The 20,909-nt window shown below is 58.4% G+C and carries 19 protein-coding genes; 10 read left to right on the forward strand and 9 right to left on the reverse strand.

Translation table 11 applies throughout. From position 1 onward, the window contains the following. Positions 1–326: 326 nt before the first annotated feature. The 3 genes from GOW09_RS05920 (at position 327) to GOW09_RS05930 (ending at position 3,400) form a co-directional block, all read left to right on the forward strand. The gene (locus tag GOW09_RS05920; RefSeq protein WP_171116410.1) at positions 327–1,322 is read left to right on the forward strand and encodes a hypothetical protein; all 996 of its coding nucleotides are present in this window, start codon (positions 327–329) and stop codon (positions 1,320–1,322) included. Between the two features lie 72 nt (positions 1,323–1,394). After that, positions 1,395–2,687, forward strand: coding sequence for an O-acetylhomoserine aminocarboxypropyltransferase/cysteine synthase family protein (locus GOW09_RS05925; RefSeq protein WP_171116412.1), 1,293 nt, complete (start codon positions 1,395–1,397; stop codon positions 2,685–2,687). A 2-nt stretch (positions 2,688–2,689) separates the two neighbouring features. Continuing rightward, positions 2,690–3,400 carry a GNAT family N-acetyltransferase gene (locus GOW09_RS05930; RefSeq protein WP_171116414.1) on the forward strand — a complete coding sequence of 237 codons (711 nt, stop codon included), beginning with the start codon at positions 2,690–2,692 and terminating at the stop codon, positions 3,398–3,400. Between the two features lie 2 nt (positions 3,401–3,402). Here GOW09_RS05930 and GOW09_RS05935 read toward each other — a convergent pair whose 3' ends face one another. Next, positions 3,403–4,107: an SIMPL domain-containing protein gene (locus GOW09_RS05935; protein ID WP_371807861.1), complete on the reverse strand. Its 705-nt coding sequence runs from the start codon at positions 4,105–4,107 to the stop codon at positions 3,403–3,405. Positions 4,108–4,262: 155 nt separating this feature from the next. Here GOW09_RS05935 and GOW09_RS05940 point away from each other — a divergent pair, with 155 nt between their 5' ends. After that, positions 4,263–6,212, forward strand: a complete 1,950-nt coding sequence (locus GOW09_RS05940; protein ID WP_171116418.1) for a hypothetical protein — start codon at positions 4,263–4,265, stop codon at positions 6,210–6,212. An 89-nt stretch (positions 6,213–6,301) separates the two neighbouring features. Here GOW09_RS05940 and hppD read toward each other — a convergent pair whose 3' ends face one another. Next, positions 6,302–7,399 (reverse strand): 4-hydroxyphenylpyruvate dioxygenase, encoded by a 1,098-nt coding sequence (gene hppD, locus GOW09_RS05945; protein ID WP_171116420.1) that lies wholly within the window; start codon positions 7,397–7,399, stop codon positions 6,302–6,304. 147 nt (positions 7,400–7,546) lie between these two features. On the opposite strand from hppD, the gene GOW09_RS05950 reads away from it, so the two are divergent. Together GOW09_RS05950 and GOW09_RS05955 are read left to right on the forward strand one after the other, a co-directional pair. After that, on the forward strand, positions 7,547–8,002 hold the full coding sequence (locus GOW09_RS05950; protein ID WP_152457686.1) for an Lrp/AsnC family transcriptional regulator: 456 nt from the start codon (positions 7,547–7,549) through the stop codon (positions 8,000–8,002). 20 nt (positions 8,003–8,022) lie between these two features. After that, entirely contained in the window at positions 8,023–9,903 is a 1,881-nt protein-coding gene (locus GOW09_RS05955) for a monovalent cation:proton antiporter-2 (CPA2) family protein (RefSeq protein ID WP_171116422.1), read from the forward strand. 30 nt (positions 9,904–9,933) lie between these two features. Here the strand turns inward: GOW09_RS05955 and cobT are convergent, their stop codons facing one another. Continuing rightward, positions 9,934–10,944: a nicotinate-nucleotide--dimethylbenzimidazole phosphoribosyltransferase gene (gene cobT, locus GOW09_RS05960; RefSeq protein WP_171116424.1), complete on the reverse strand. Its 1,011-nt coding sequence runs from the start codon at positions 10,942–10,944 to the stop codon at positions 9,934–9,936. A gap of 78 nt (positions 10,945–11,022) precedes the next feature. Here cobT and cobS point away from each other — a divergent pair, with 78 nt between their 5' ends. After that, positions 11,023–11,787, forward strand: coding sequence for an adenosylcobinamide-GDP ribazoletransferase (gene cobS / locus GOW09_RS05965; RefSeq protein WP_171116579.1), 765 nt, complete (start codon positions 11,023–11,025; stop codon positions 11,785–11,787). On the opposite strand, the gene GOW09_RS05970 is transcribed toward cobS, so the two are convergent. The 6 genes from GOW09_RS05970 to GOW09_RS05995 all read right to left on the reverse strand — a co-directional run bounded on the left by GOW09_RS05970 (position 11,784) and on the right by GOW09_RS05995 (position 17,687). Further along, positions 11,784–12,545, reverse strand: a complete 762-nt coding sequence (locus tag GOW09_RS05970; RefSeq protein ID WP_171116426.1) for an ion channel — start codon at positions 12,543–12,545, stop codon at positions 11,784–11,786. The genes cobS and GOW09_RS05970 overlap by 4 nt on opposite strands. 117 nt (positions 12,546–12,662) lie before the next feature. Continuing rightward, positions 12,663–13,172: a CarD family transcriptional regulator gene (locus tag GOW09_RS05975; RefSeq protein WP_171116428.1), complete on the reverse strand. Its 510-nt coding sequence runs from the start codon at positions 13,170–13,172 to the stop codon at positions 12,663–12,665. A 282-nt stretch (positions 13,173–13,454) separates the two neighbouring features. Continuing rightward, positions 13,455–13,793 carry a ferredoxin FdxA gene (gene fdxA / locus GOW09_RS05980; RefSeq protein ID WP_152457680.1) on the reverse strand — a complete coding sequence of 113 codons (339 nt, stop codon included), beginning with the start codon at positions 13,791–13,793 and terminating at the stop codon, positions 13,455–13,457. 66 nt (positions 13,794–13,859) lie between these two features. Beyond that, positions 13,860–14,225 carry an RNA-binding S4 domain-containing protein gene (locus GOW09_RS05985; protein ID WP_171116430.1) on the reverse strand — a complete coding sequence of 122 codons (366 nt, stop codon included), beginning with the start codon at positions 14,223–14,225 and terminating at the stop codon, positions 13,860–13,862. Positions 14,226–14,231: 6 nt separating this feature from the next. Further along, positions 14,232–17,057, reverse strand: coding sequence for a helicase-related protein (locus GOW09_RS05990; RefSeq protein ID WP_171116432.1), 2,826 nt, complete (start codon positions 17,055–17,057; stop codon positions 14,232–14,234). Positions 17,058–17,078: 21 nt separating this feature from the next. Then, positions 17,079–17,687: a tetratricopeptide repeat protein gene (locus GOW09_RS05995; protein ID WP_171116434.1), complete on the reverse strand. Its 609-nt coding sequence runs from the start codon at positions 17,685–17,687 to the stop codon at positions 17,079–17,081. Between the two features lie 30 nt (positions 17,688–17,717). On the opposite strand from GOW09_RS05995, the gene GOW09_RS06000 reads away from it, so the two are divergent. From GOW09_RS06000 to GOW09_RS06010, 3 genes are all read left to right on the forward strand, one after another. Beyond that, entirely contained in the window at positions 17,718–18,008 is a 291-nt protein-coding gene (locus GOW09_RS06000; RefSeq protein WP_152457676.1) for an SCP2 sterol-binding domain-containing protein, read from the forward strand. Continuing rightward, positions 18,008–18,982, forward strand: a complete 975-nt coding sequence (locus GOW09_RS06005) for an alpha/beta fold hydrolase (RefSeq protein WP_171116436.1) — start codon at positions 18,008–18,010, stop codon at positions 18,980–18,982. The genes GOW09_RS06000 and GOW09_RS06005 overlap by 1 nt, the downstream gene beginning before the upstream one ends. A gap of 83 nt (positions 18,983–19,065) precedes the next feature. After that, a complete protein-coding gene (locus tag GOW09_RS06010; RefSeq protein ID WP_171116438.1) occupies positions 19,066–20,886 on the forward strand; it encodes a M3 family oligoendopeptidase in 1,821 nt (606 codons plus the stop codon). The last annotated feature ends 23 nt before the right edge of the window (positions 20,887–20,909 follow it).

A 20,909-nucleotide genomic window follows, 5' to 3' on the forward strand; every position in this document is an offset into this window, starting at 1 on the left:
GTGTTTTTGGGCACTTCGCCCGCGGATTAAGCATGAAAAGCGTTGAAACATTGGGTCCAAAGGCAGGATTTGGCCAAGAAAGGGATGTGCGGGGATTGGCAAACAAGGTTCTGTGAGCATGGCTCACCGCCGATTTCACCTTTCGACAGGAACCGGGCCAACCTCGGAAAACCTGCAAAATGACCTTGCTCACCGCCTCCTCGGCGCGATGAGAGGAATACCATAGATAACAAGAAATCAAACTTTCGGCTTTTGACGCCCCACCCCGCTTGCTGTAACCCGGATCAAAGGGTGCCGGTTCCGGCAGCTTTCAGGAATGAGCATAGATGCAGGCAAGTTCTCGGAAATTCAACATCGCGGTTGTCGGGCAAAACAACCGCCTGCAATATGAGGCCCTGTTGTTCGCGGCCTCGCTTCGCCATTGTTCGCCCGGGTTCAAAGGCAGGCTGTTTGTCGCCACACCCAACCCGGGCCCGCGCTGGACCCACAACCCCAGCATCCAAGACGAAGACGTTTTGAAAGCCCTGAAACAGTTGGATGCCGAAATCCTGCCCTTCGACTCGCATGTTTTTGGCGAAAGCTACCCTTATGGCAACAAGATCGAGGCTTTGTTGGCTCTGCCGGAAGGTGAACCCTTTGTGTTCTTCGATACGGACACGCTGATCACCGGCGACATCACAAGCGTTCCGTTCGATTTCGACCGCCCCGGAGCCTCACTGAAGGTCGAGGGCACATGGCCAAAGCCGACGCTGTACGGCCCCGGCTTTGACGGTATCTGGCGGGAGCTTTATGCGCGCTTCGGATTGGATTTCGAAAGCTCGGTGGATCCGGACCAACCCGATGGTTACTGGCGGCGCTACCTTTACTTCAACGCAGGTTACTTCTTTTACAAATGCCCCAGGATGTTCGGTGAACGTTACCTGGACTACGCAAGAACGATCCGGGATGAAAACATTCCCGAACTGACGGGCCAGAACCTTGACCCATGGCTGGATCAGGCAGCCCTGCCGCTGGTCATTCATTCTTTCGGCGGTGGGCGAGATGCTTTGCCGGACGGGCTTCTGGATGGGTCCGTCAGCTGCCACTATCGCCTGTTCCCTTTGCTTTATGCCCGCGAAAGCGATCACGTGATCGATGTGCTGGAAACCGTCGTGGCCCCCAACAAGGTCAAAAAAGTGCTCAAACAGTATGATCCGCTGAAAAAGCTGGTTCTTCAGGGCAAAGGCGAAAAAATCCGTGCGCTCTTTGATCAGGACAATCTGCCGCGGCGGGAACAGGCGCTGCGCAACGCGATCAAAAGCAAAGGCCTCTGGCTGCGCTGACAGGATCGTTGTGCGCAGGCGGGCAATGGCCTACAGATTCCGCAAGACAGATACCAACAGGAGATTTTCACGATGTCTGACGGCCCGACCTACGGTTTCGACACATTGCAAATTCATGCGGGTGCCCGCCCCGACCCGGCGACCGGAGCACGCCAGACACCGATTTATCAGACCACGGCCTATGTGTTCCGGGATGCGGACCACGCAGCGGCCCTGTTCAACCTGCAAGAGGTGGGCTTTATCTATTCCCGCCTGACCAACCCAACCGTCGCCGTTCTACAGGAACGCGTGGCGACGCTTGAAGGCGGCGTCGGGGCGGTGTGCTGCTCGTCCGGGCATGCGGCACAGATCATGGCGCTGTTTCCGCTGATGGGCCCCGGCTGCAACGTGGTCGCCTCGACCCGTTTGTATGGCGGTACGGTCACGCAGTTCAGCCAGACGATCAAACGCTTTGGCTGGTCCGCCAAGTTCGTGGACACCGATGATCTGGGCGCCGTGAAGGATGCCATCGACGAAAACACCCGCGCCGTGTTCTGCGAATCCATCGCCAATCCGGGCGGTTATGTGTCTGATATCCGTGCGTTGGCGGATGTTGCTGATGCGGCGGGCATCCCGCTTATTGTCGACAACACCTCGGCCACGCCCTACCTGTGCCGCCCGATCGAGCACGGCGCGACGCTGGTTGTGCATTCCACCACCAAATACCTGACCGGCAACGGCACCGTCACAGGCGGGTGCATCGTGGATTCTGGCAAGTTCGACTGGTCCGCGAATGACAAATTCCCGTCACTGAGCGAACCCGAGCCTGCCTATCACGGCCTGAAGTTCCACGAGACCTTTGGCCCGCTGGCCTTCACCTTCCACGGTATCGCCATCGGTCTGCGTGATCTGGGCATGACCATGAACCCGCAGGCAGCCCATTACACGCTGATGGGGATCGAAACACTGTCGCTGCGGATGGAGCGTCACGTCGAAAACGCCCAGAAAATCGCAGCGTGGCTGGAAGCGGATGACCGCGTGGAATACGTCACCTATGCGGGATTGCCGTCATCACCTTACAAGGACCGGGTCAAATCGCAGTATCCACGTGGCGCTGGTGCATTGTTCACCTTTGCGGTGAAGGGCGGCTATGACGCCTGTATCAAACTGGTCAACGCGCTGGAAATCTTCAGCCACGTGGCCAATTTGGGCGATGCCCGCTCGTTGATCATCCACTCGGCTTCGACCACCCACCGACAACTGACGCCGGAACAACAGGAAGCCGCGGGCGCGGGCCCCGGTGTCGTGCGAGTGTCTATCGGCATCGAAGACTTGAACGACTTGATCGCGGACCTTGATCAGGCCCTCGCCAAGGCCAGCGCCTGACAATGGCCGGGCACGCCACAAACGCACTGGGCCAGCCCATCGGTTTGCCGGTGTCGGGTGACTTTCCGCGCCCCACGCCGCCTTATACACCGATGGAAGGCCGGTACTGTTCTGTCGTGCCACTGGATGTGAATCGCCATGCGCCCGGGCTTTTTCGGGCGTTTGCAAATGACAGGGATGGCCGTAACTGGACATACCTGCCCTATGGCCCGTTTGACAGCGAACCGGAATTTGAAGACTGGGCCCGCGCCAACTGCATGGATGCGGACCCGATGTTTCATACCGTATTGGATGCGGACGAAGTGCCGGTGGGCATGGCTTCTTATCTTCGGATCGAACCCGCAGCGGGTGCCATCGAAGTCGGCCACATCCACTTTTCGCCGCTGCTGCAACGCAAGCCGCAATCGACCGAGGCCATGTACCTCATGATGAAGCGAATTTTCGACGAGCTTGGCTATCGCCGGTACGAGTGGAAATGCGACGCACTGAATGCACCGTCACGCAATGCCGCTGAACGGCTGGGATTTACTTTCGAAGGGGTGTTCCGGCAGGCGACCCATTACAAGGGCCGCAATCGGGATACGGCGTGGTACGCGATCATCGACACCGAATGGCCGCGCATTCGCGATGCATTCGAAGCCTGGCTGTCGCCCGACAATTTTGACGGCACGGGCCAGCAGCGCAAACCGCTGATGGCCCGCGCGAAAGCGTGATCTTAGTCTGAAATCTCGAATTCCATCGAGACACTGACGGACACCGAGACCTCGCCTCCCGCGACGGGAACACCACCCGCATCCGCCATGCTCAGCGCGCGCATTTCTGCCATCGGACGAATGCCAGCCGTTTGTTCCGAGATCGACTGAACCGGACCGAGCGTCACGCCCGCTGCCTCTGCCAACTGCTGTGCTTTGGCCGTGGCTTCGCCAACGGCCTTGGCACGCGCCTGCGCCTCGATCGGGTTGGGATCCTGCACGCCAAAGCTCAAGCCCCCGAAATCATTGGCGCCGTCCTGAATGACCGCGTCCATGATCTTCCCCAGTTGGGTCAGGTCGCGCACACGCACAAACACGCGATTGGACGCAGTAAAGCCGGTGATTTCCGGTGTCTCCCCATTCTGTCCATGACGACCCGACCAGACGGGGGACAATGACAGATCCCGTGTCTGGACGTCACGATCTTCGATACCCATCTCGGTCAGACGCGCCAGGACTTTGGAAACGGCATCCGACGTCGCCTGCATCGCAGCCGAGGCTTCGGCGTTTTCGTTGGTCACGCCCAAGGTTATCGTCGCCATATCAGGCGCAATCTGCACTGTTCCGGTTGCATCAACGTTGATGCGACGTTCTTCCGCATGAGCGGCCCCGGCAGCCGTTGCCGCCATCATCGCGGCCAGAAAAGCGAATGTCTTCAAGGTTATCACTCCAAATTACTCTGCTTTTAGATGGGTTGACGGGTCCTTGCGATACAAGAGGGGATACCGCCTTTTTCTTTCCCTCGGCGGGTTCCTGCTTTAATGTCGGTCTGCAAACGCAAAGTCGTTTGCATTGACATTGATAATTATGGTTCCTCCGGAATATGAAACCCGCCTTTGCGCTGTCTTTTTCTGCGACCGGAATAACACTGCACCACCGTTCCGATGACGACTGGTTTGTCGTCGGTACGATTCCGCTGGATGTTCCGGACTTGTCCGCACAGATACAGGCGTTGCGGGAAAAGGCATTTGCGCTGGAAAATGATCTGAGCTGCAAGCTCGTGCTGCCAGAGGATCAGGTTCGGTTTCTAAAGCTTTCGACCGATGGGCTGCCGCCGGAAGGCCGGACGGAACGTATCGAAAGTGCTCTGACCGAGGCCACGCCTTACGCCCTGTCGGAACTGAGTTATGACAGCCAGACCGAAGGTGACACGACCTATGTTGCCGCCGTGGCGGTTGAAACTCTGGCCGAAGCACGGACCTTTGCCTCGGAACATGGTTTTGTGGTGGTGGCGTTCACTGCCGAAGATGAAGAGGGCGCGTTCCCGCGCGAGGCGTTGTTTCGCGAAACCTCGGACGCTTCCGATCTGTCACACCCGGAAAACCAGCCATCTCCGGTGGAAATGGACGCAGTTGAACAGGCTGATGATTCCGGCCTGCCCACCCATCCGATTGCCGGCACCGCCGCGCCCGAGGCTTTCCGAGTACCCCGGGAAACAGCGAACAGCCTGGATGCATCTTCAAGGGTAAACCGGTCTGCCATTCCGGTCTTTGCCGCTGTGCTTCTCGTTGGTGGGCTTGTTGGCGTATGGCTGGCATCGGGGTCCGACCCTGAACAGGATCAGGCGGAACAGCGCCCGGCTCAGGTTGCGGTTCCCGCCACTGAACCCGCCGCAGAGCCCCTGACTGAACCAGAGCTGGACACGGCTGCGCTGGAAGCCCCGCAACAAACCGTTCCGGACCTTGCGACCGATGACGCCGAAGAGCCTGCGAACGAGCCCTCAGAAACCGAAACCGGTACGCAGCCGGATCTGACTGCCACAGATGCAGCCATTCTGGAGGCCCTCAAAGTAGCCCCTACCGCGGTGGAATCCGTCGCTCTGGACCCCGAGACGCAAAGAGGTGTCGAGGCCGTTACGGGCATAAGCACGACAGCGCCAGCGGCACCGGAAATACCCGAAACTGTTGAACCGCAGGAATTGTATCTGGCATCACTCGACAACGCCGATCTGTTCGAGGATGCGGTTGCCCTACCGCCCGACCCCAGTTTTGACACCGACGCTCCTTTTGAACCCGACGTATCCCCCAACATTGCGGGCACTCGGTTTGATCTGGATGAGAACGGCCTGGTCGTGCCAACACCGGAAGGCACCGTGAATCCGGAAGGGATCGTTGTTTATCTGGGGAGCCCATCCAAGGTTCCGCCTGAAACTCCGGTTCGTTTCGAAGAAGAACCGGTGGTCGACGAGGTCGACGACAGATTGGCGGGCATTCGGCCCAAGCCACGCCCTGCTGATCTGGTCGAGAATTTCGAGCGCGGTCAACTGGGTGGCCGGTCATTGGAGGAATTGGCATCCAAGCGACCGAAAGCGCGCCCGGAAAGCCTTCAGACCAAGCCACAGGTCGATGATGCACCAACGGCCTTGGCTGTCGTAAGAGTACCGCGCCCCAAATCCCGCCCTGCCGGATTGGTCCCTGCCAAATCACCTGTTTCAAACAGTTCGAATCTTGGGTCCACAGCAGCATTAGATCAGAAATCCGATGAAGCAGGATCGTTCCAACCAAAAACCGTCGCACCCAAAATTCCTTCGACTGCCTCGGTCGCACGACAAGCCACGATCGACAACGCAATCAATCTGCGCAGGCTGAACCTGATCGGGGTCTACGGAACGCCAGCCAACAGACGCGCATTGGTGCGGCTTCCCAGCGGGCGTTACAAAAAGCTGAAAGTCGGAGACCGCCTTGATGGCGGGAAAGTCATCGCGATCAGCGACAGTGAGCTTCGATATCAGAAAAAGGGCCGCAACGTGACCCTGGCGATGCCGCGCAGCTGAAAACCGGCAATCGATCTTCTGACGCACCAACCGTCACATGAAAGCGCCGAAGGCAGATGAACTGCCCCCGGCGTGTCAGTGCGTTGCAATCAGGCTGCGGAAATCTCGCCGCTTTCGATCTGTTCGCGTTCGATGGATTCGAATAGCGCCTGGAAATTTCCCTCGCCGAAACCGTCGTCGCCCTTGCGCTGAATGAACTCGAAGAAGATCGGTCCGATGACGGTTTTCGAGAAAATCTGTAGCAGAATCCGGGTCTCACCACCGTCAACGACGCCTTCACCATCGATCAGGATGCCGTGTTTCATCATCCGGTCCAACGGCTCCTCGTGGCCGGCCACGCGGGTCTTGGACATCTCGTAATATGCCTGGTTCGGGCCCGGCATGAATTTCAGACCGTTTTCCGCAATTGCATCGGTCGAGGCGTAAATATCGTCACTGCCGACAGCAATATGCTGGATGCCTTCACCTTTGTATTTCTTCAGGTAAGACACGATTTGCCCCGTCTCACCGCGGTCTTCGTTGATCGGGATGCGGATACGACCACAAGGAGACGTCAGCGCCCGGCTGTACAACCCGGTGAACTTGCCCTGAATGTCAAAGAAACGAATTTCACGGAAGTTGAACAGGTCGCCGTAGAACTTGAACCACTTGTCCATGTTGCCCTTGTAGACGTTGTGCGTCAGGTGATCGAGATAGAAGAAGCCCACACCCCGTGGTTTGGATTCCTTGATCCACTCGAATTCCTGATTGTAGGGCGATGTGTCGTAATATTGATCGATGAAATAGATCAATGATCCGCCGATGCCCTTGATCGCAGGCACATTCATGGTTTTGTCAGCGCCGTCGTAAGGTTCTGCACCTTTCGACACAGCATGGTCATAGGCCTTTTGCGCATCAACAACGCGCCACCCCATGGATGGCGCGCAAGGGCCGTGCTCGTCCACGAACCTCGCGGCAAAGCTGTCGGGATCCGCGTTCAGGATATAGGTGACATCCCCTTGCTGCCACAGCTCGACGGCGGGTTTTTCTTTGTGGCGGGCCACCAGATCAAACCCCATCTTCGCGAACAGATCACGTAGCTCCTGCGGCTCAGGATGGGCAAACTCGACGAATTCAAACCCATCGGTACCGGCAGGGTTTTCTTCGCTGATGACAGATTTCGGGGCGTTGTGTGGGAAAGGACCCATGGCGCGTCTCCTTCGAAAACAGGAATTTCTTTGCTGATTCAAAAATATGACTTTTGTGACGCTGTTTCTGCGCATTGTTTTCGTGTAAACTGCCGATAGGCGCGCAAAACGCGCATAAAAGTTAATAAAGGCAGGATTTTTCCGCACATGCTGGACGCGACCGACAAGCGATTGCTTTCCGCCCTGCAAAAGGACGCACACCTGACCGCGCACCAACTGGGCGAAATGCTGAACCTGTCGCCCAGTCAGGCAGGGCGCCGCCGCCAGCGGCTTGAGGCCGAAGGGTACATAACCGGGTATGCCGCCCGGCTGGACCCGTTGAAACTGGGTCTGCAAGTGCAAGGCTTTGTTCAGGTCCATCTGGGGACTCATGGCCCTGAACAATCTGCAAGCTTCGCCCGCATGGTCGACACCCGCCCCGAAATTACCAGCGCATGGACGATGACCGGAGAGGCAGATTACCTGCTGCACATCTATTGTGACGATCTTTCCGCGCTCAACAGCTTGCTACATTCGGTCATCCTGCCGCATCCTGCCGTTGCAAGGGTCCATAGCCAGATCGTAATGGACCAACTGAAACGCGACGCCCCCCTGCCCACCTGAACGGGCCCGAGAGGACACCTATGGACGTATTCCTATATCAGGCTTCGATCTATCTGGCAGCGGCGGTCATCGCCGTTCCCCTGTCTGCACGGCTGGGGCTGGGGTCGGTGCTGGGATACCTGGCCGCCGGGATCATCATTGGACCTGTTCTTGGGCTTGTCGGCGCGGAAACGGAAAACCTTCAGCACGTTGCCGAATTCGGTGTGGTGATGATGCTGTTCCTGATCGGTCTGGAACTGGAGCCGCGCGCCCTGTGGGATATGCGCGACAAGTTGCTGGGGTTGGGCGGGTTGCAGGTTGCGTTGTCGACGGCTGCGATCGCTGCCGTGGCAATGTACGCCAACCACCCCTGGTCGGTCGCCCTGGCCGTAGGGCTGACCTTGTCGCTGTCATCCACGGCAATCGTTCTTCAGACTCTTTCGGAAAAGGGCCTGATGCGAACAAATGGCGGTCGAGCTACGTTTTCGGTGCTGCTGACGCAGGACATAGCGGTCATTCCGATCTTGGCCTTGCTTCCACTTCTGGCCTTGCCGGCCATGCCTCATATCGAATCGGATGGTTCGATTGACCGCGGGGCCGGAGACCTTCACGGCGCGGACCATCACAGCCTTTCTCTGGTCGAAGGTCTGCCGGGTTGGGCCGTCACGCTGGTTACGATCGGGGCAGTGGTGTTTGTCATCCTGGCCGGTGTCTACCTGACCCGCCCGCTGTTTCGCTTCATCCACGCGACCCGCCTGCGCGAGATGTATACCGCCCTGGCGCTTATGATCGTGGTCGGGATTTCCTTCCTGATGACCCTCGTCGGGCTTTCCCCTGCCCTGGGCGCCTTCCTGGCGGGCGTTGTTCTGGCTAGTTCCGAGTTCAGACATGAAATGGAAAGCGACCTTGAGCCATTCAAAGGACTTTTGCTTGGGCTTTTCTTCATCACGGTCGGTGCCGGGATCGATGTTGCCTATTTCTTTGATGATCCCCTTGACCTGATCGGTCTGGCGCTTCTTTTGATCCTTGCAAAAGGGATCATACTGTATCTTGTGGGCAAGGCCTTCAAGTTGCGTGGGCGCGATCACTGGCTGTTTACCTTGGGCTTGGCGCAAGCGGGTGAGTTTGGCTTTGTTCTGCTGGCATTTTCCACGCAACAGAATGTCATCCCCCCCGACCTGTCCCAAAAACTGCTGATGATCATCGCTTTGACGATGCTGATCACACCGCTTCTGTTTATCATCTACGATCTTCTGTCGCGAAAGATCGGCGACACTTCCAAAGAACCTGTGCCGGACGAAATTGACGAAAAAGGCCCCGTCATCATCGCCGGGATTGGTCGGTTCGGGCAGATTGTAAACCGGCTGGTGCGGGCCAGCGGGTTCAAGACGGTTGTACTGGACCATGATATCGAAACCATTCAGTTGATGCGCCGTTTTGGCGTCAAAGGGTTTCTGGGCGATCCTACACGCCCTGAACTGCTGCGCGCTGCGGGGTTGGAAAAAGCGTCGGTCCTTGTCGCCGCCATGGATGACCACAAGCAAGTCACGCGGCTTGTCGGGTATGCCAGACGGCAGCGCCCTGACCTTCACATCATCGCCCGCGCCCGCGACCGGACGCATGTGTACGAGCTCTATCAGGCTGGCGCCAACGACATCGTGCGGGAACTTTTCGACAGCTCATTGCGCGCAGGCCGCTATGTTCTGGAGAATGTCGGGCTAAGTGAGTACGAGGCCGCACAGGCGGAACAGACCTTTTATCACCATGACCGGATGTCTGTTCGCGATCTCGCCGAACTATGGGTCCCGGGTCTGCCAACTGCCGAAAACAAGAAATACATCGAGCGTGCACAGCAGCTGGAAAAAGATTTGGAAACCGCGCTGCTGGAGCTGGCCGAAAAACACGCCAAGAAGTCCGCCTGACCCAAGCCTGTGCCCGGGTCAGGCAATGAATCAACCGTCAGACACTCCTGCCTCGGCAAAGGTTGCCATACCGGAATGGCAGGCCACGGCGCTTTTGAGAATATTGATCGCCAGTGCCCCGCCCGACCCTTCGCCCAGCCGAAGACCAAGACTCAGCAGCGGTTCCTTGCCCAGCTTCGCCAATACGGCACCGTGTGCGGCCTCGGCGCTTTGGTGGCCGGCCACGGCGTGATCCAGCGCGGTGTCCGACAGCCTCCACAGGCAGGCAGCGGCGGCGGTACAGATAAAACCGTCAAGGATCACAGGAATGCGCAATATCCGCGCGGCGGCAATCGCCCCTGCCATCGCCGCGATCTCACGACCTCCGAGGCAGCGCAGGATTTCAAGGCCGTCCTCTGACTTGTGCAACGCTACACCTTCGGCCACAACGCGGGTCTTGTTGGACAGCCCTGCATCATCGACGCCTGTCCCGCGACCTGTCCAATCGGCCGCGTCACCGCCGAACAGCGCGCAGGCAATGGCGGCTGCCGGGGTGGTGTTGCCAATGCCCATCTCGCCCACGACCAACAGATCAGCCTGCGGATCCACGGCCTGCCAGCCGGTGCGCAGCGCGTCTAGCAATTCGGCTTCCGTCATGGCCGGCGCCTGGGTGAAATCTGCGGTCGGGTTGTCCAGATCCAGCGCGTGAACATTCATCGTTGCACCCGCCGCCCGGGCCAGTTGGTTGATCGCCGCACCGCCATGTTCGAAGTTCATCACCATTTGCACGGTCACTTCCGACGGAAAAGCCGAGACCCCCTGTGCAGTGACGCCGTGATTTCCGGCAAAGACGATGACCTGTGGCGCCGCGATCTGTGGCCGGGCATCTCCTCGCCATCCTGCGTACCAGATTGCCAAATCTTCAAGTCGGCCCAGCGCGCCCGGGGGTTTCGTCAGTTGTCCGTTTCGCTCTGCCGCGCCCTGCGCCGCGGTGGCATCCGGCCCCGGAGCCGCTGCAAGCGCAGCACGGAACGCGTTCAAATCATTCAGTTCAGGCAACATGAAAGCCTCATTGCATCAGAGTGGTCCTGTGTGTTTAACCGAAGCATCGAAACCAACAAGACCCCGAAAGGCACGGGCGTGCATAAAAACGACACCAATCCCTTTTCCCTGTGGGACATTCCGCTGGCTCTGGTACTGTTGACCCGCCTGCCCCTGCCCCGAATGCCCGAACCTGTATTCAAGCGGCAGGCACAGGCGGCATGGGCCTTCCCCGTCGCCGGGCTGGCCGTCGGAGCGATTGCCTGTCTGGTCGGATGGTTGGCAATTGTCTTTCATCTGCCCCCTTTTGTTGCCGCGGCCCTATTGGTTGCAACGTTGATCATGACGACGGGCGCGATGCACGAGGACGGTCTGGCCGATACGTTCGACGGCCTCTGGGGCGGGTTCACCGCTGAACGTCGACTTGAAATCATGAAAGACAGCCAGATCGGAACCTATGGTGTTCTCGCTTTGGTTTTTTCTCAGCTTGCTCGGGTTTCGGCAGTTGCCACGATTTTGGCAACCGGGTCGATTTGGGCGATTCTGGCAGCCTGCATGTTCTCACGCGCCCTGATGCCGGTTTTGATGGCATCCCTGCCAAACGCCAGAAAATCGGGGCTGAGCCATTCGGTGGGAACCCCCGGCGCGATTTCGGTCAGCATGTCCTTGGGCCTGGCCGCTCCAATCGCCGTTTTCCTGTGCGGGGGTGCGGCGATCACCGCCATCTTCTCTGCCGCCTCGGTTGCTGCCATCTTGGCGCTGACAGCGCGCAAGAAGATCGGTGGCCAGACCGGGGACATACTTGGGGCATCGCAACAACTGGCCGAGATCGCGTTTCTGCTTGCCATCGGCGCGCAGATTTAGGACGCGCCGCCTGTTTCGATCCGCAGTGTTCCACCGCAATGCTTGCAATGCACGGCATCCGGATCATGCCGATACAACCCGCAGCTTGGGCATTTGTGACGTACCTTCTGCGGCATGAATATCGCCTGCGCCAAACGGACAAACAACGCGACACCCACGACCATGATGAACACCGAGAACAGCTTGCCCCAAGGGGTGCTCAGCGTGATGTCACCGAACCCGGTTGTGGTCAGGGTGGCCATGGTGAAATACAGCGCGTCTATGTAAGGCGTTTGTGCGTCTTCCGGAATGAAGAACACCAAAACCGCCGTAGAGGTGGCAAAGACAAAAACCATCAGATTGATTGCTGCAATCACCGCGTCTTCATGAGTGCGAAAAAAGGTACTGTCGCGTCGCAAGTCCCTGAGGAGGTGGTATGAATGGATCAGGCGCAAGGCCCGCAGAATCCTTAGGAAAGCTAGGTTGCCCGTCAGGAACGGATCCAGAACCAGCGAGACGATGACGACAATATCCGCCAGCGTATAAATCTGGCGCAGCAGCTTCCAACGATCCTTTGAAATCCAAAGCCGCGCAGAGAAGTCCAAGAAAATCAAAAACCCGATCAACTGGCTTGCAAGGACCAAGCCGGGACCATGAGGGACGTGAGCCGTTGCGACAAAGAAAATGATTGTCGCAACATCGAACAGGATCAGAGCGTACCGAAACCAGACCGAAATCGGGTCATGTCCGATATACAGATATCTAACTGTCTGCTTCATGTCCGCCCTGTAGCTTGCTGCATATACAGTGAAATTAGCGGTACTTGCGGAATTCACCAAGCCACGAAAAAGGCCGCCCCGATGGTGGAGCGGCCTGTTGTCATATTGAACTCGCTGTCAGGCAGCGCGAGAGGTCAGAACTTCGTCCACCTGTTTGGCAGCGGATACTTCGCCGGTGCCGGAAACCGCCGCGACCTCGCGGGTCAGACGTTCCAGGGCAGCTTCGTACAGCTGACGCTCGGAATAGCTCTGCTCGCGCTGGTCGTCCGTGCGATGCAGATCGCGGACCACTTCCGCAATCGAGATCAGATCGCCCGAGTTGATTTTCTGTTCGTATTCCTGAGCACGGCGCGACCACATGGCGCGTTTGACCTTTGCCTTTCCCTTCAGCGTTTTCATCGCCTGACTGATCACGTCGGGCGAGCTGAGCGACCGCAGTCCGGATTCGGTAACCTTGTTGGTCGGCACGCGCAGAGTCATCTTGTCTTTCTCAAATGAGATGACGAACAGCTCCAGAGAGAATCCCGCGACTTCCTGTTCTTCGATCGAGATGATCTGGCCTACGCCGTGGGCGGGGTAGACAACATAGTCGTTCGGGCGGAACTCGAGCTTTTTCGACTTTGTCATTCAGTTTTTTCCTTGCTTGCGGACGGGACACAGACAACAAAAGCACCACATGCGGGGACTTTTTCAGCCCCGACAGGCGGCGATATTGTCACAAATTCAAATCTCCAAAGCGAGCATACTTGTGGAGCGCATCCCAATCTCGGTCATCATACAAGAACCAAGTATATCACAAAAATACGACACCCGAAAGTTTACCCTACGGTAAATCTTCATATTCAACCTGTTTTCAACAGGTTGTGCCGCGTTCTTTTCGCATCAAACAGGGGTTTGAGCGCGAATCGTTCAACCACCCTCGCCCGGTGCTTCCGAGAAATACTTCTCCATCTTGCCTTCTTCACCGTCGCGTTCTTCCGCATCGGGAAGCGGATCTTTCTTGGTGACGATCACAGGCCACATTTCCGAGTACTTGCGATTGAATTCGACCCATTGATCCATGCCCGGTTCAGTATCGGGGCGGATCGCGTCGGCCGGGCATTCCGGTTCGCAAACACCGCAGTCGATGCATTCGTCGGGATGGATGACCAACGTGTTCTCACCTTCATAGAAACAGTCCACCGGACATACTTCGACACAGTCGGTATATTTGCAGGCGATACAGTTTTCGGTGACAACATAGGTCATGATCGGATTCCCGTTTGCGGTTTGAGCGTTTAGCTAATTCAGTCTGGCCTACTCTTCAAGATATGATCAGCGATCTTCGGTGCGAGAAAGATCAAGTGAACGGCGATCTTTCTTTGTCGGGCGACCTTTTCCCTCAAACCCCGGATTTTTGGGCCTAACGTCCTGTTTTTCGGTCATATCGAAATACAGCGTTTGCGCTTCGGGGGCCGGACCACGGCGATCCCCGATTTTTTCGATGCGCACGACGCGGACGATACGGCCCTGAGGAAAGGTCAGAACGTCGCCCGGTGCCACGGCCTGCGCCGGTTTTTGCACCCGGTTTCCGTTCAACCTGACATGGCCGCCGCTGACCTGTTTGGCGGCCAGGCTGCGGGTCTTGAAGAACCGCGCCTGCCACAACCATTTGTCAATCCGCAGCTTGGCCTCGGCCATTTCGGATCAGTTGCCGTCCTTCAAACCCATCAGCGCGGCTGCAAACGGGTTGTCGGGATCAATCGCCTTTTCCTTTTTCGGCGGCCGCGACGAGAAGGTCTTGGCGCCCTGAGGCTTGCCGCCCTTCTTGCCGTGCGGTTTGCCACGGCCATCCTTCGGTTTGCCGCGCGGTTTGCCTTTGCCCTGCCCCTGCTCGCGGCGCGGGCCTCGGTTGGGCTGTCGCTGACGGGCCCAGGTGAAGGTGTAGAACACTTCAACTTCGGGTTCGTCTGACACTGGTTCTGCGGGAAGGCTGTCCGCGCCAGCCTCGGCTGCCGCCTCGGTGCCGTCGGTAGCCTCGGCTGCCGCCTCGGCGGGTGCGGCGACCTCTTCTGCCGCGACTTCACTTGCCGGGGCTTCTTCGGCGGTCGGTTTGTCCGCTTCAGCTGCCGCCGGCTGTTCGACCGGTGCAGGTTTGACTTTCGGCCGCTCGCCGCGTTCCGCCTTGTATCCCAGCCCCTGCATAAGGTCTGCGAACTGATCCAGCGTCATACCGGTGATCGACAGCATATCGGGTTTGGCTTCGAATCCGCCGCGGCTGTTTTCTGCGCGCAGCATGTCCGCCAAACGTTCCAGCATGTCGATACGGATCGAACGCTCGCCCGCATCGCGGTAGCCACACATGGTGTCATAGCCCTGCGGCGCATCCTTGGCGACCGGCACGGTCACCAGGCCCGGAGGCGGCGCTTCGGGGAATTCCTGCAACCCGCTGGACAGCGCCCAGAGCACGAGACGCAGACGTGTGGGGGCCGGTTTCAGCAGCAGCGGCATGAAAATGGTGAACTGGCCGAACCGGATACCATGCTTGCGCAAGGCCCCGCGGGCGTCCTGATCAAGATCCTTGACCTCTTGTGCGACGTGGGCGCGGGGCAGGATACCCAACGCTTCGACCATGCGGAAAGCAAATCCTTTGGCAAGGCCGCTGAGTTCCTCATCGCGGGACAGGTTCAGCAGCGGCTCGAACAGAGCGGCCACCTTGCGGTCAATGAAGTGCTGCAAACGGCGCTGCACTTTCTGCTCGACATCCGGCCCCGCGGCTTCGTCAACGAACACTTCGACCATGGGTTTGAGAGGTTCCGCCCCGGCAACCAGCTTGCCAACGGCGTATTCACCCCACATCAGGCCACCCTGATCAGTGAAATCAATTTCAGTATCGGGCGCGTTGTAGAAGCGATCGGCGCGCAGATGGAATTGCGGCGCGAGTGCTTGCAGAGACGCCGATTTCAGAGCTTTCGCCTCGGTTCCCTGCGCGCTTTTGTCCGGGATGAACCGGAACCCTTCCAGACGACCGACGAATTCGCCTTCGACGGTCACTTCACCCTTGTCATTTACTTCGGCCAAAAGGGCCTCCTTCTGTTTGAGCCGGCGCAACAAAACCGATGTGCGCCGATCCACAAATCTTTGCGTGAGACGCTCATGCAGAGCGTCGGACAGTCTGTCTTCTACAGTGCGGGTTTCGTCACGCCAATGTGATTCGTCACGAACCCACCCTTTCCGCTGCGCAACATATGTCCACGTGCGAATATATGCCAATCTTTTAGATAAAGCGTCGATATCGCCGTGGGTCTGATTGATCCGTCTGATCTGCCGCGCCATGAACTCGTCGGGAATAGATCCCCGTTCATGCAGATGGCCATAGATCACCTCCAGCAAGCTGGCGTGTTCCGCATGGCTGATACCGCGAAAATCAGGGATTCTGCACACATCCCACAGCAACCGGATGGACGGGCCGTCGCTTGCACGGGCGACAACCTCGGTCACTTGCGACAACGATTTCAAAGCGTTCAGGTCATCAGCAGGGCGGGCCTTGATCAGGTGTTCATCATCCGGGCTGACCTCAAGCGAGTCGATCAACGCTTCAATCGAGCCGAACCGAAGGGCGGCGTTCCGCCAGTTCAGCTTTTTCATCGGCGTAAACCGGCTGTCCAATATCGCCTGTGCCACGCCCTCGTCCAGCGGCGGGGCCTCTCCGGTTACGCCGAAGGTGCCATCCGACATCCCGCGACCTGCCCGGCCTGCGATCTGCGCCAGCTCGTTCGGCGCAAGCGGACGCATCCTGCGCCCATCGAATTTGGACAGGGATGAAAACGCAACGTGGTTCACATCCAGGTTCAACCCCATCCCGATAGCGTCCGTGGCAACCAGGTAATCAACCTCGCCGTTTTGATACAGGTCCACCTGTGCATTCCGGGTCCGCGGGCTGAGCGCCCCCATGACCACCGCGGCACCACCTTTCTGGCGGCGCAGCAATTCGGCGATGGCATAGACGTTTTCAACCGAGAACCCCACGATGGCGCTGCGTGCAGGCATCCGGCTGATCTTTCTGGAGCCCGAGTAAACCAGCTGTGACATCCGCTCTCGCCGCACGAACTGCGCCTGGGGGACCAGCGCCGAAATCGGGCCACGCATTGTGTCCGAGCCCAGGAACAATGTCTCGTTCGTGCCGCGAGACCTAAGCAGACGGTCGGTGAAGACGTGACCCCGTTCCGGATCGGCACAGAGCTGGATCTCATCGATGGCAACAAAATCAGCGCCCATGCCTTCCGGCATCGCCTCAACCGTGCACACCCAATACTGGGCGCGGGGCGGTACGATCCGTTCTTCACCCGTGACCAGCGCCACCACCGACGGCCCACGGATCGCAACGATCTTGTCATAGACCTCGCGCGCCAGCAGGCGCAGCGGCAGACCGATCACGCCGGTCCGATGGCCCAGCATGCGTTCGATAGCGTAATGGGTTTTACCAGTGTTGGTCGGGCCAAGTACGGCCACGATTCGGGATGACCCGCTCACATTCGCCCCCTGCCCCGAGCCTTACAGCGCCTTGCCTTCAACCTGAGGCTTCAGCCGATTCACGGCATTGGTTACTTCTTCGTGATGAGGATGTATAGACAACGCCCGAGAATAAGCCTCGTAGGCTTTCCGAGGTTCCCCGATAACTTCAAAGATCAGACCCAGACCGTAAATAGCCTCATAGTGATTTGGATTCAGCGTCAGCACATGTTCCAGATCGGCGGCTGCCATACCAAATCGCTCCACCCCGAAAAAGGCAGATGCGCGCAGATGCCAGCCTTCGGCAAAATCAGGCGCGTGATCCGTCAGCGCGGTCAGGTGATCCAGAGCAGCGTCGACGTCGCCCTCATCCAAGGCCTCGCGTCCCCGCTCCAGCAGCAGATCAGCCGACGCAGACCCCGATTGCGACCACAGCGCCTGCAACTGCCGATCCAGTGCAATTGCCTGTTCCGGGGTCGACTGCGCCAGTTTTTGCAGCAACTCATCCTCGTCCCGTGAATCCGCCTGCTGCGCGAAACAACTGGTGGAAAACGTGACTAGGACAAAAAGTGCCGCAACGGTACCTTTGAGATTGTGAATTGCAATGCTCATAACAATAGGCAGTGTAGCGTTGCGACCGGGGATGTCCATTCACGGCGCACTAACAATATGAGGAAAAGCATGAGCGAGACTCTTGAAAAGGCGGCTGCCGCACTGAACGAAAAACTTGATGGCGGCGCGTTTGATGACACGGCCAAGTTCGCCATCACCGATCTGGGTTCGATCGTTCTGGACGAAAACGGTGCGCGGGTCAGCGATGAAGAGGCCAGTGTCACCATGAGCGCTGATGCAGAGACATTCGAACAGATCCTCAGCGGTGAGCTGAATCCGACCGGCGCGTTCATGTCCGGAAAGCTGAGCATTGACGGCGACATGGGTGTTGCCATGAAGCTTGCCTCGGTGCTGGCCTGATGGAGTTGTCGCCGGCCCCCTTTTTTGAAGACGTGGCCGGCGGACCTGCCGGTGGAAAGGCCCATTGGTTGACGACGTCTGACCAAAAACGCATTCGCGTGGGTCACTGGCTTCCGGATGATGGCGCACATGGCACCGTCATGATGTTCCCCGGACGCACCGAATATATCGAAAAATATGGCAGTACCGCCGGTGAATTCGCGAAGCGCGGCTTTGCGATGCTGGCCGTGGACTGGCGCGGTCAGGGTCTTGCGGATCGGTTGCTGGACAACCCACGCATCGGCCATGTCGATCATTTCACCGATTACCAATATGATGTTCAGTCAACCCTGGACCTTGCCAACGCTCTGGATTTGCCCAAGCCGTGGTATGTCGTCGGGCATTCGATGGGCGGTGCCATCGGGTTGCGTGCCGTCATCGAAAAAGGGTGCTTTGCCGCGTGCGCGTTCACCGGCCCGATGTGGGGAATTTTCTTCACTCCGGTCATGAAACCTCTGAGCCGCGTTACAGCGTATTGGGGCACCGCGCTTGGCCTTGGCGAACGCACCCCCCCGACCACGACGCTTGAAAGCTATGTCCTGTCGCAGCCATTCGACGGGAATATGCTGACCCGCGACCCAGACATGTACCGGATGATGCAAAATCAGCTGAATGCGCATCCCGAACTGGCTCTTGGTGCCCCTTCCAACCGCTGGCTGCGCGAGTCGCTGGACGAATGCGAATGGTTGATGGAACAGCCCGCCCCAAAAACACCCTGTCTGACTTTTCTGGGCAGCCACGAACAAATCGTGGATCGCAAGGCCATACGGGCGCGCATGGCCAATTGGCCGAATGGTACATTGATCGAAATCCCGAACGGTGAACATGAAGTGCTGATGGAAGCACCGGACGTTCGGGGCCCGGTTCTGGACCAGCTTGCCAGTCATTTCCGGGCCAACCAATCAAATGGGGCGTCCAAGCTGGTTTCCACGTAAACCTTTTCACCTTGGGATTGGCCGCTTGTGATCCGCGCGCGCCAACCCTAGATGTTTGCAAAGCAGTCTACAAAAGGTGATCCATGCGCGACCTTCCCTTTCCCGTCCGTGACGCAAACGCAATGGGCGGTGACGACAATCTGGGCAATCTTCCCGAATGGGATCTGACGGATCTCTACGCCTCTGAAGAGGCGCCCGAACTGGCGCGCGACCTAGACTGGCTGGAAGGCGAATGTGCCGCCTTTGCTGCCGACTATGAAGGCAAGCTGGCAGAGCTGGACGCCGCGGCCCTTTTGGCCTGCGTTCAGCGCAATGAAAAGATCAACGCCGTCGCAGGCCGTATCATGTCCTTTGCCGGTCTGCGCTATTACCAACTGACCACCGACGCAGAGCGGGCCAAGTTCCTGTCGGACATGCAGGAAAAGATCACCGTGTTCACGACGCCTCTGGTGTTTTTCACGCTCGAGATCAACCGGATCGAAGATGATGTGCTTGGGGCGCATTTTGCTGCCAACCCAGATCTTGCCCGATACGAGCCCGTGTTCCGGCGCATCCGCGCGATGAAGCCCTATCAGCTGTCTGACGAGCTGGAAAAATTCCTGCACGATCTGGGCGTTGTCGGCGACGCGTGGGAGCGTCTTTTCGACGAAACCATCGCCGGACTGACCTTTACGGTGGACGGCGACGAACTGAACATCGAAGGCACCCTGAACCTGCTGACCGAACAGGACCGCTCCAAGCGCGAGGCCGCGGCGCGCGAACTGGCCCGCGTGTTTCAGGAGAACATCAAAACATTTGCCCGTGTCCACAACACGCAGGCCAAAGAGAAAGAAATCGTCGATCGCTGGCGCAAGATGCCGACCGCGCAAACAGGGCGTCACTTGTCGAACGATGTCGAACCCGAAGTGGTCGAAGCCCTGCGCGAGGCGGTCGTGGCCGCCTATCCCAAACTCAGTCATCGGTACTATGAGCTCAAGCGCAAGTGGCTGGGGCTGGATGTGATGCAGGTCTGGGACCGCAACGCGCCGCTGCCGATGGAAGACACCCGCACCGTGTCGTGGGAGGACGCCGAGAAAACCGTGATGGAAGCCTACGCCGCCTTCGATCCCCGCATGGCCGACATCGCGGCGCCGTTCTTCTCGAAAGGCTGGATCGACGCGGCGGTGAAGCCCGGCAAGGCTCCGGGCGCCTTCGCGCATCCCACCGTGACCGAGGTGCATCCTTACGTGATGCTCAACTATCTGGGCAAACCGCGCGACGTGATGACGCTTGCGCACGAGCTGGGCCACGGCGTGCATCAGGTGCTGGCTGCCGATCAGGGCGAGATGCTGTCCTCGACGCCGCTGACGCTGGCCGAAACCGCCAGCGTCTTCGGCGAGATGCTAACTTTCCGCAAGATGCTGGACCAGGCCGAAACGCCCGAACAGCGCAAGGTTCTGCTGGCCGGCAAGGTCGAGGACATGATCAACACGGTGGTCCGCCAGATCGCCTTCTACGACTTTGAATGCAAACTGCACGCCGCCCGCCGCGAGGGGGAGCTGACCCCAGACGACATCAATGCCCTGTGGATGAGCGTTCAGGCCGAAAGTCTTGGCCCGGCATTCGAATTCATGGACGGGTACGAGACCTTCTGGGCTTATATCCCGCACTTTGTTCATTCGCCCTTCTACGTTTACGCCTATGCCTTCGGCGACGGGTTGGTGAACGCGCTATACTCGGTCTATGAAAGCGGCGCCGAAGGTTTCGAGGACAAGTATTTCGAAATGCTGCGCGCAGGTGGATCAAAGCACCACAAAGAACTGCTGGCCCCGTTCGGGCTAGATGCCAGCGACCCGAAATTCTGGGACAAGGGCCTGTCGATGATCTCGGGCTTCATTGACGAGCTGGAGGCGATGGAGGGCTGAGACGCCCGTAACAGAGGGTGGCG

The organism is Ruegeria sp. HKCCA5463 (assembly GCF_013034175.1).
Taxonomy (GTDB): domain Bacteria; phylum Pseudomonadota; class Alphaproteobacteria; order Rhodobacterales; family Rhodobacteraceae; genus Ruegeria.

Bases quoted from the DNA above. Each gene is read 5' to 3' on its own strand.
- GOW09_RS05920 (WP_171116410.1), top strand. From the start codon at position 327: ATGCAGGCAAGTTCTCGGAAATTCAACATCGCGGTTGTCGGGCAAAAC.
- GOW09_RS05925 (WP_171116412.1), top strand. From the start codon at position 1,395: ATGTCTGACGGCCCGACCTACGGTTTCGACACATTGCAAATTCATGCG.
- GOW09_RS05930 (WP_171116414.1), top strand. From the start codon at position 2,690: ATGGCCGGGCACGCCACAAACGCACTGGGCCAGCCCATCGGTTTGCCG.
- GOW09_RS05940 (WP_171116418.1), top strand. From the start codon at position 4,263: ATGAAACCCGCCTTTGCGCTGTCTTTTTCTGCGACCGGAATAACACTG.
- hppD (WP_171116420.1), bottom strand. From the start codon at position 7,399: ATGGGTCCTTTCCCACACAACGCCCCGAAATCTGTCATCAGCGAAGAA.
- GOW09_RS05950 (WP_152457686.1), top strand. From the start codon at position 7,547: ATGCTGGACGCGACCGACAAGCGATTGCTTTCCGCCCTGCAAAAGGAC.
- GOW09_RS05955 (WP_171116422.1), top strand. From the start codon at position 8,023: ATGGACGTATTCCTATATCAGGCTTCGATCTATCTGGCAGCGGCGGTC.
- cobT (WP_171116424.1), bottom strand. From the start codon at position 10,944: ATGTTGCCTGAACTGAATGATTTGAACGCGTTCCGTGCTGCGCTTGCA.
- GOW09_RS05970 (WP_171116426.1), bottom strand. From the start codon at position 12,545: ATGAAGCAGACAGTTAGATATCTGTATATCGGACATGACCCGATTTCG.
- GOW09_RS05975 (WP_171116428.1), bottom strand. From the start codon at position 13,172: ATGACAAAGTCGAAAAAGCTCGAGTTCCGCCCGAACGACTATGTTGTC.
- fdxA (WP_152457680.1), bottom strand. From the start codon at position 13,793: ATGACCTATGTTGTCACCGAAAACTGTATCGCCTGCAAATATACCGAC.
- GOW09_RS05985 (WP_171116430.1), bottom strand. From the start codon at position 14,225: ATGGCCGAGGCCAAGCTGCGGATTGACAAATGGTTGTGGCAGGCGCGG.
- GOW09_RS05995 (WP_171116434.1), bottom strand. From the start codon at position 17,687: ATGGACATCCCCGGTCGCAACGCTACACTGCCTATTGTTATGAGCATT.
- GOW09_RS06000 (WP_152457676.1), top strand. From the start codon at position 17,718: ATGAGCGAGACTCTTGAAAAGGCGGCTGCCGCACTGAACGAAAAACTT.
- GOW09_RS06005 (WP_171116436.1), top strand. From the start codon at position 18,008: ATGGAGTTGTCGCCGGCCCCCTTTTTTGAAGACGTGGCCGGCGGACCT.
- GOW09_RS06010 (WP_171116438.1), top strand. From the start codon at position 19,066: ATGCGCGACCTTCCCTTTCCCGTCCGTGACGCAAACGCAATGGGCGGT.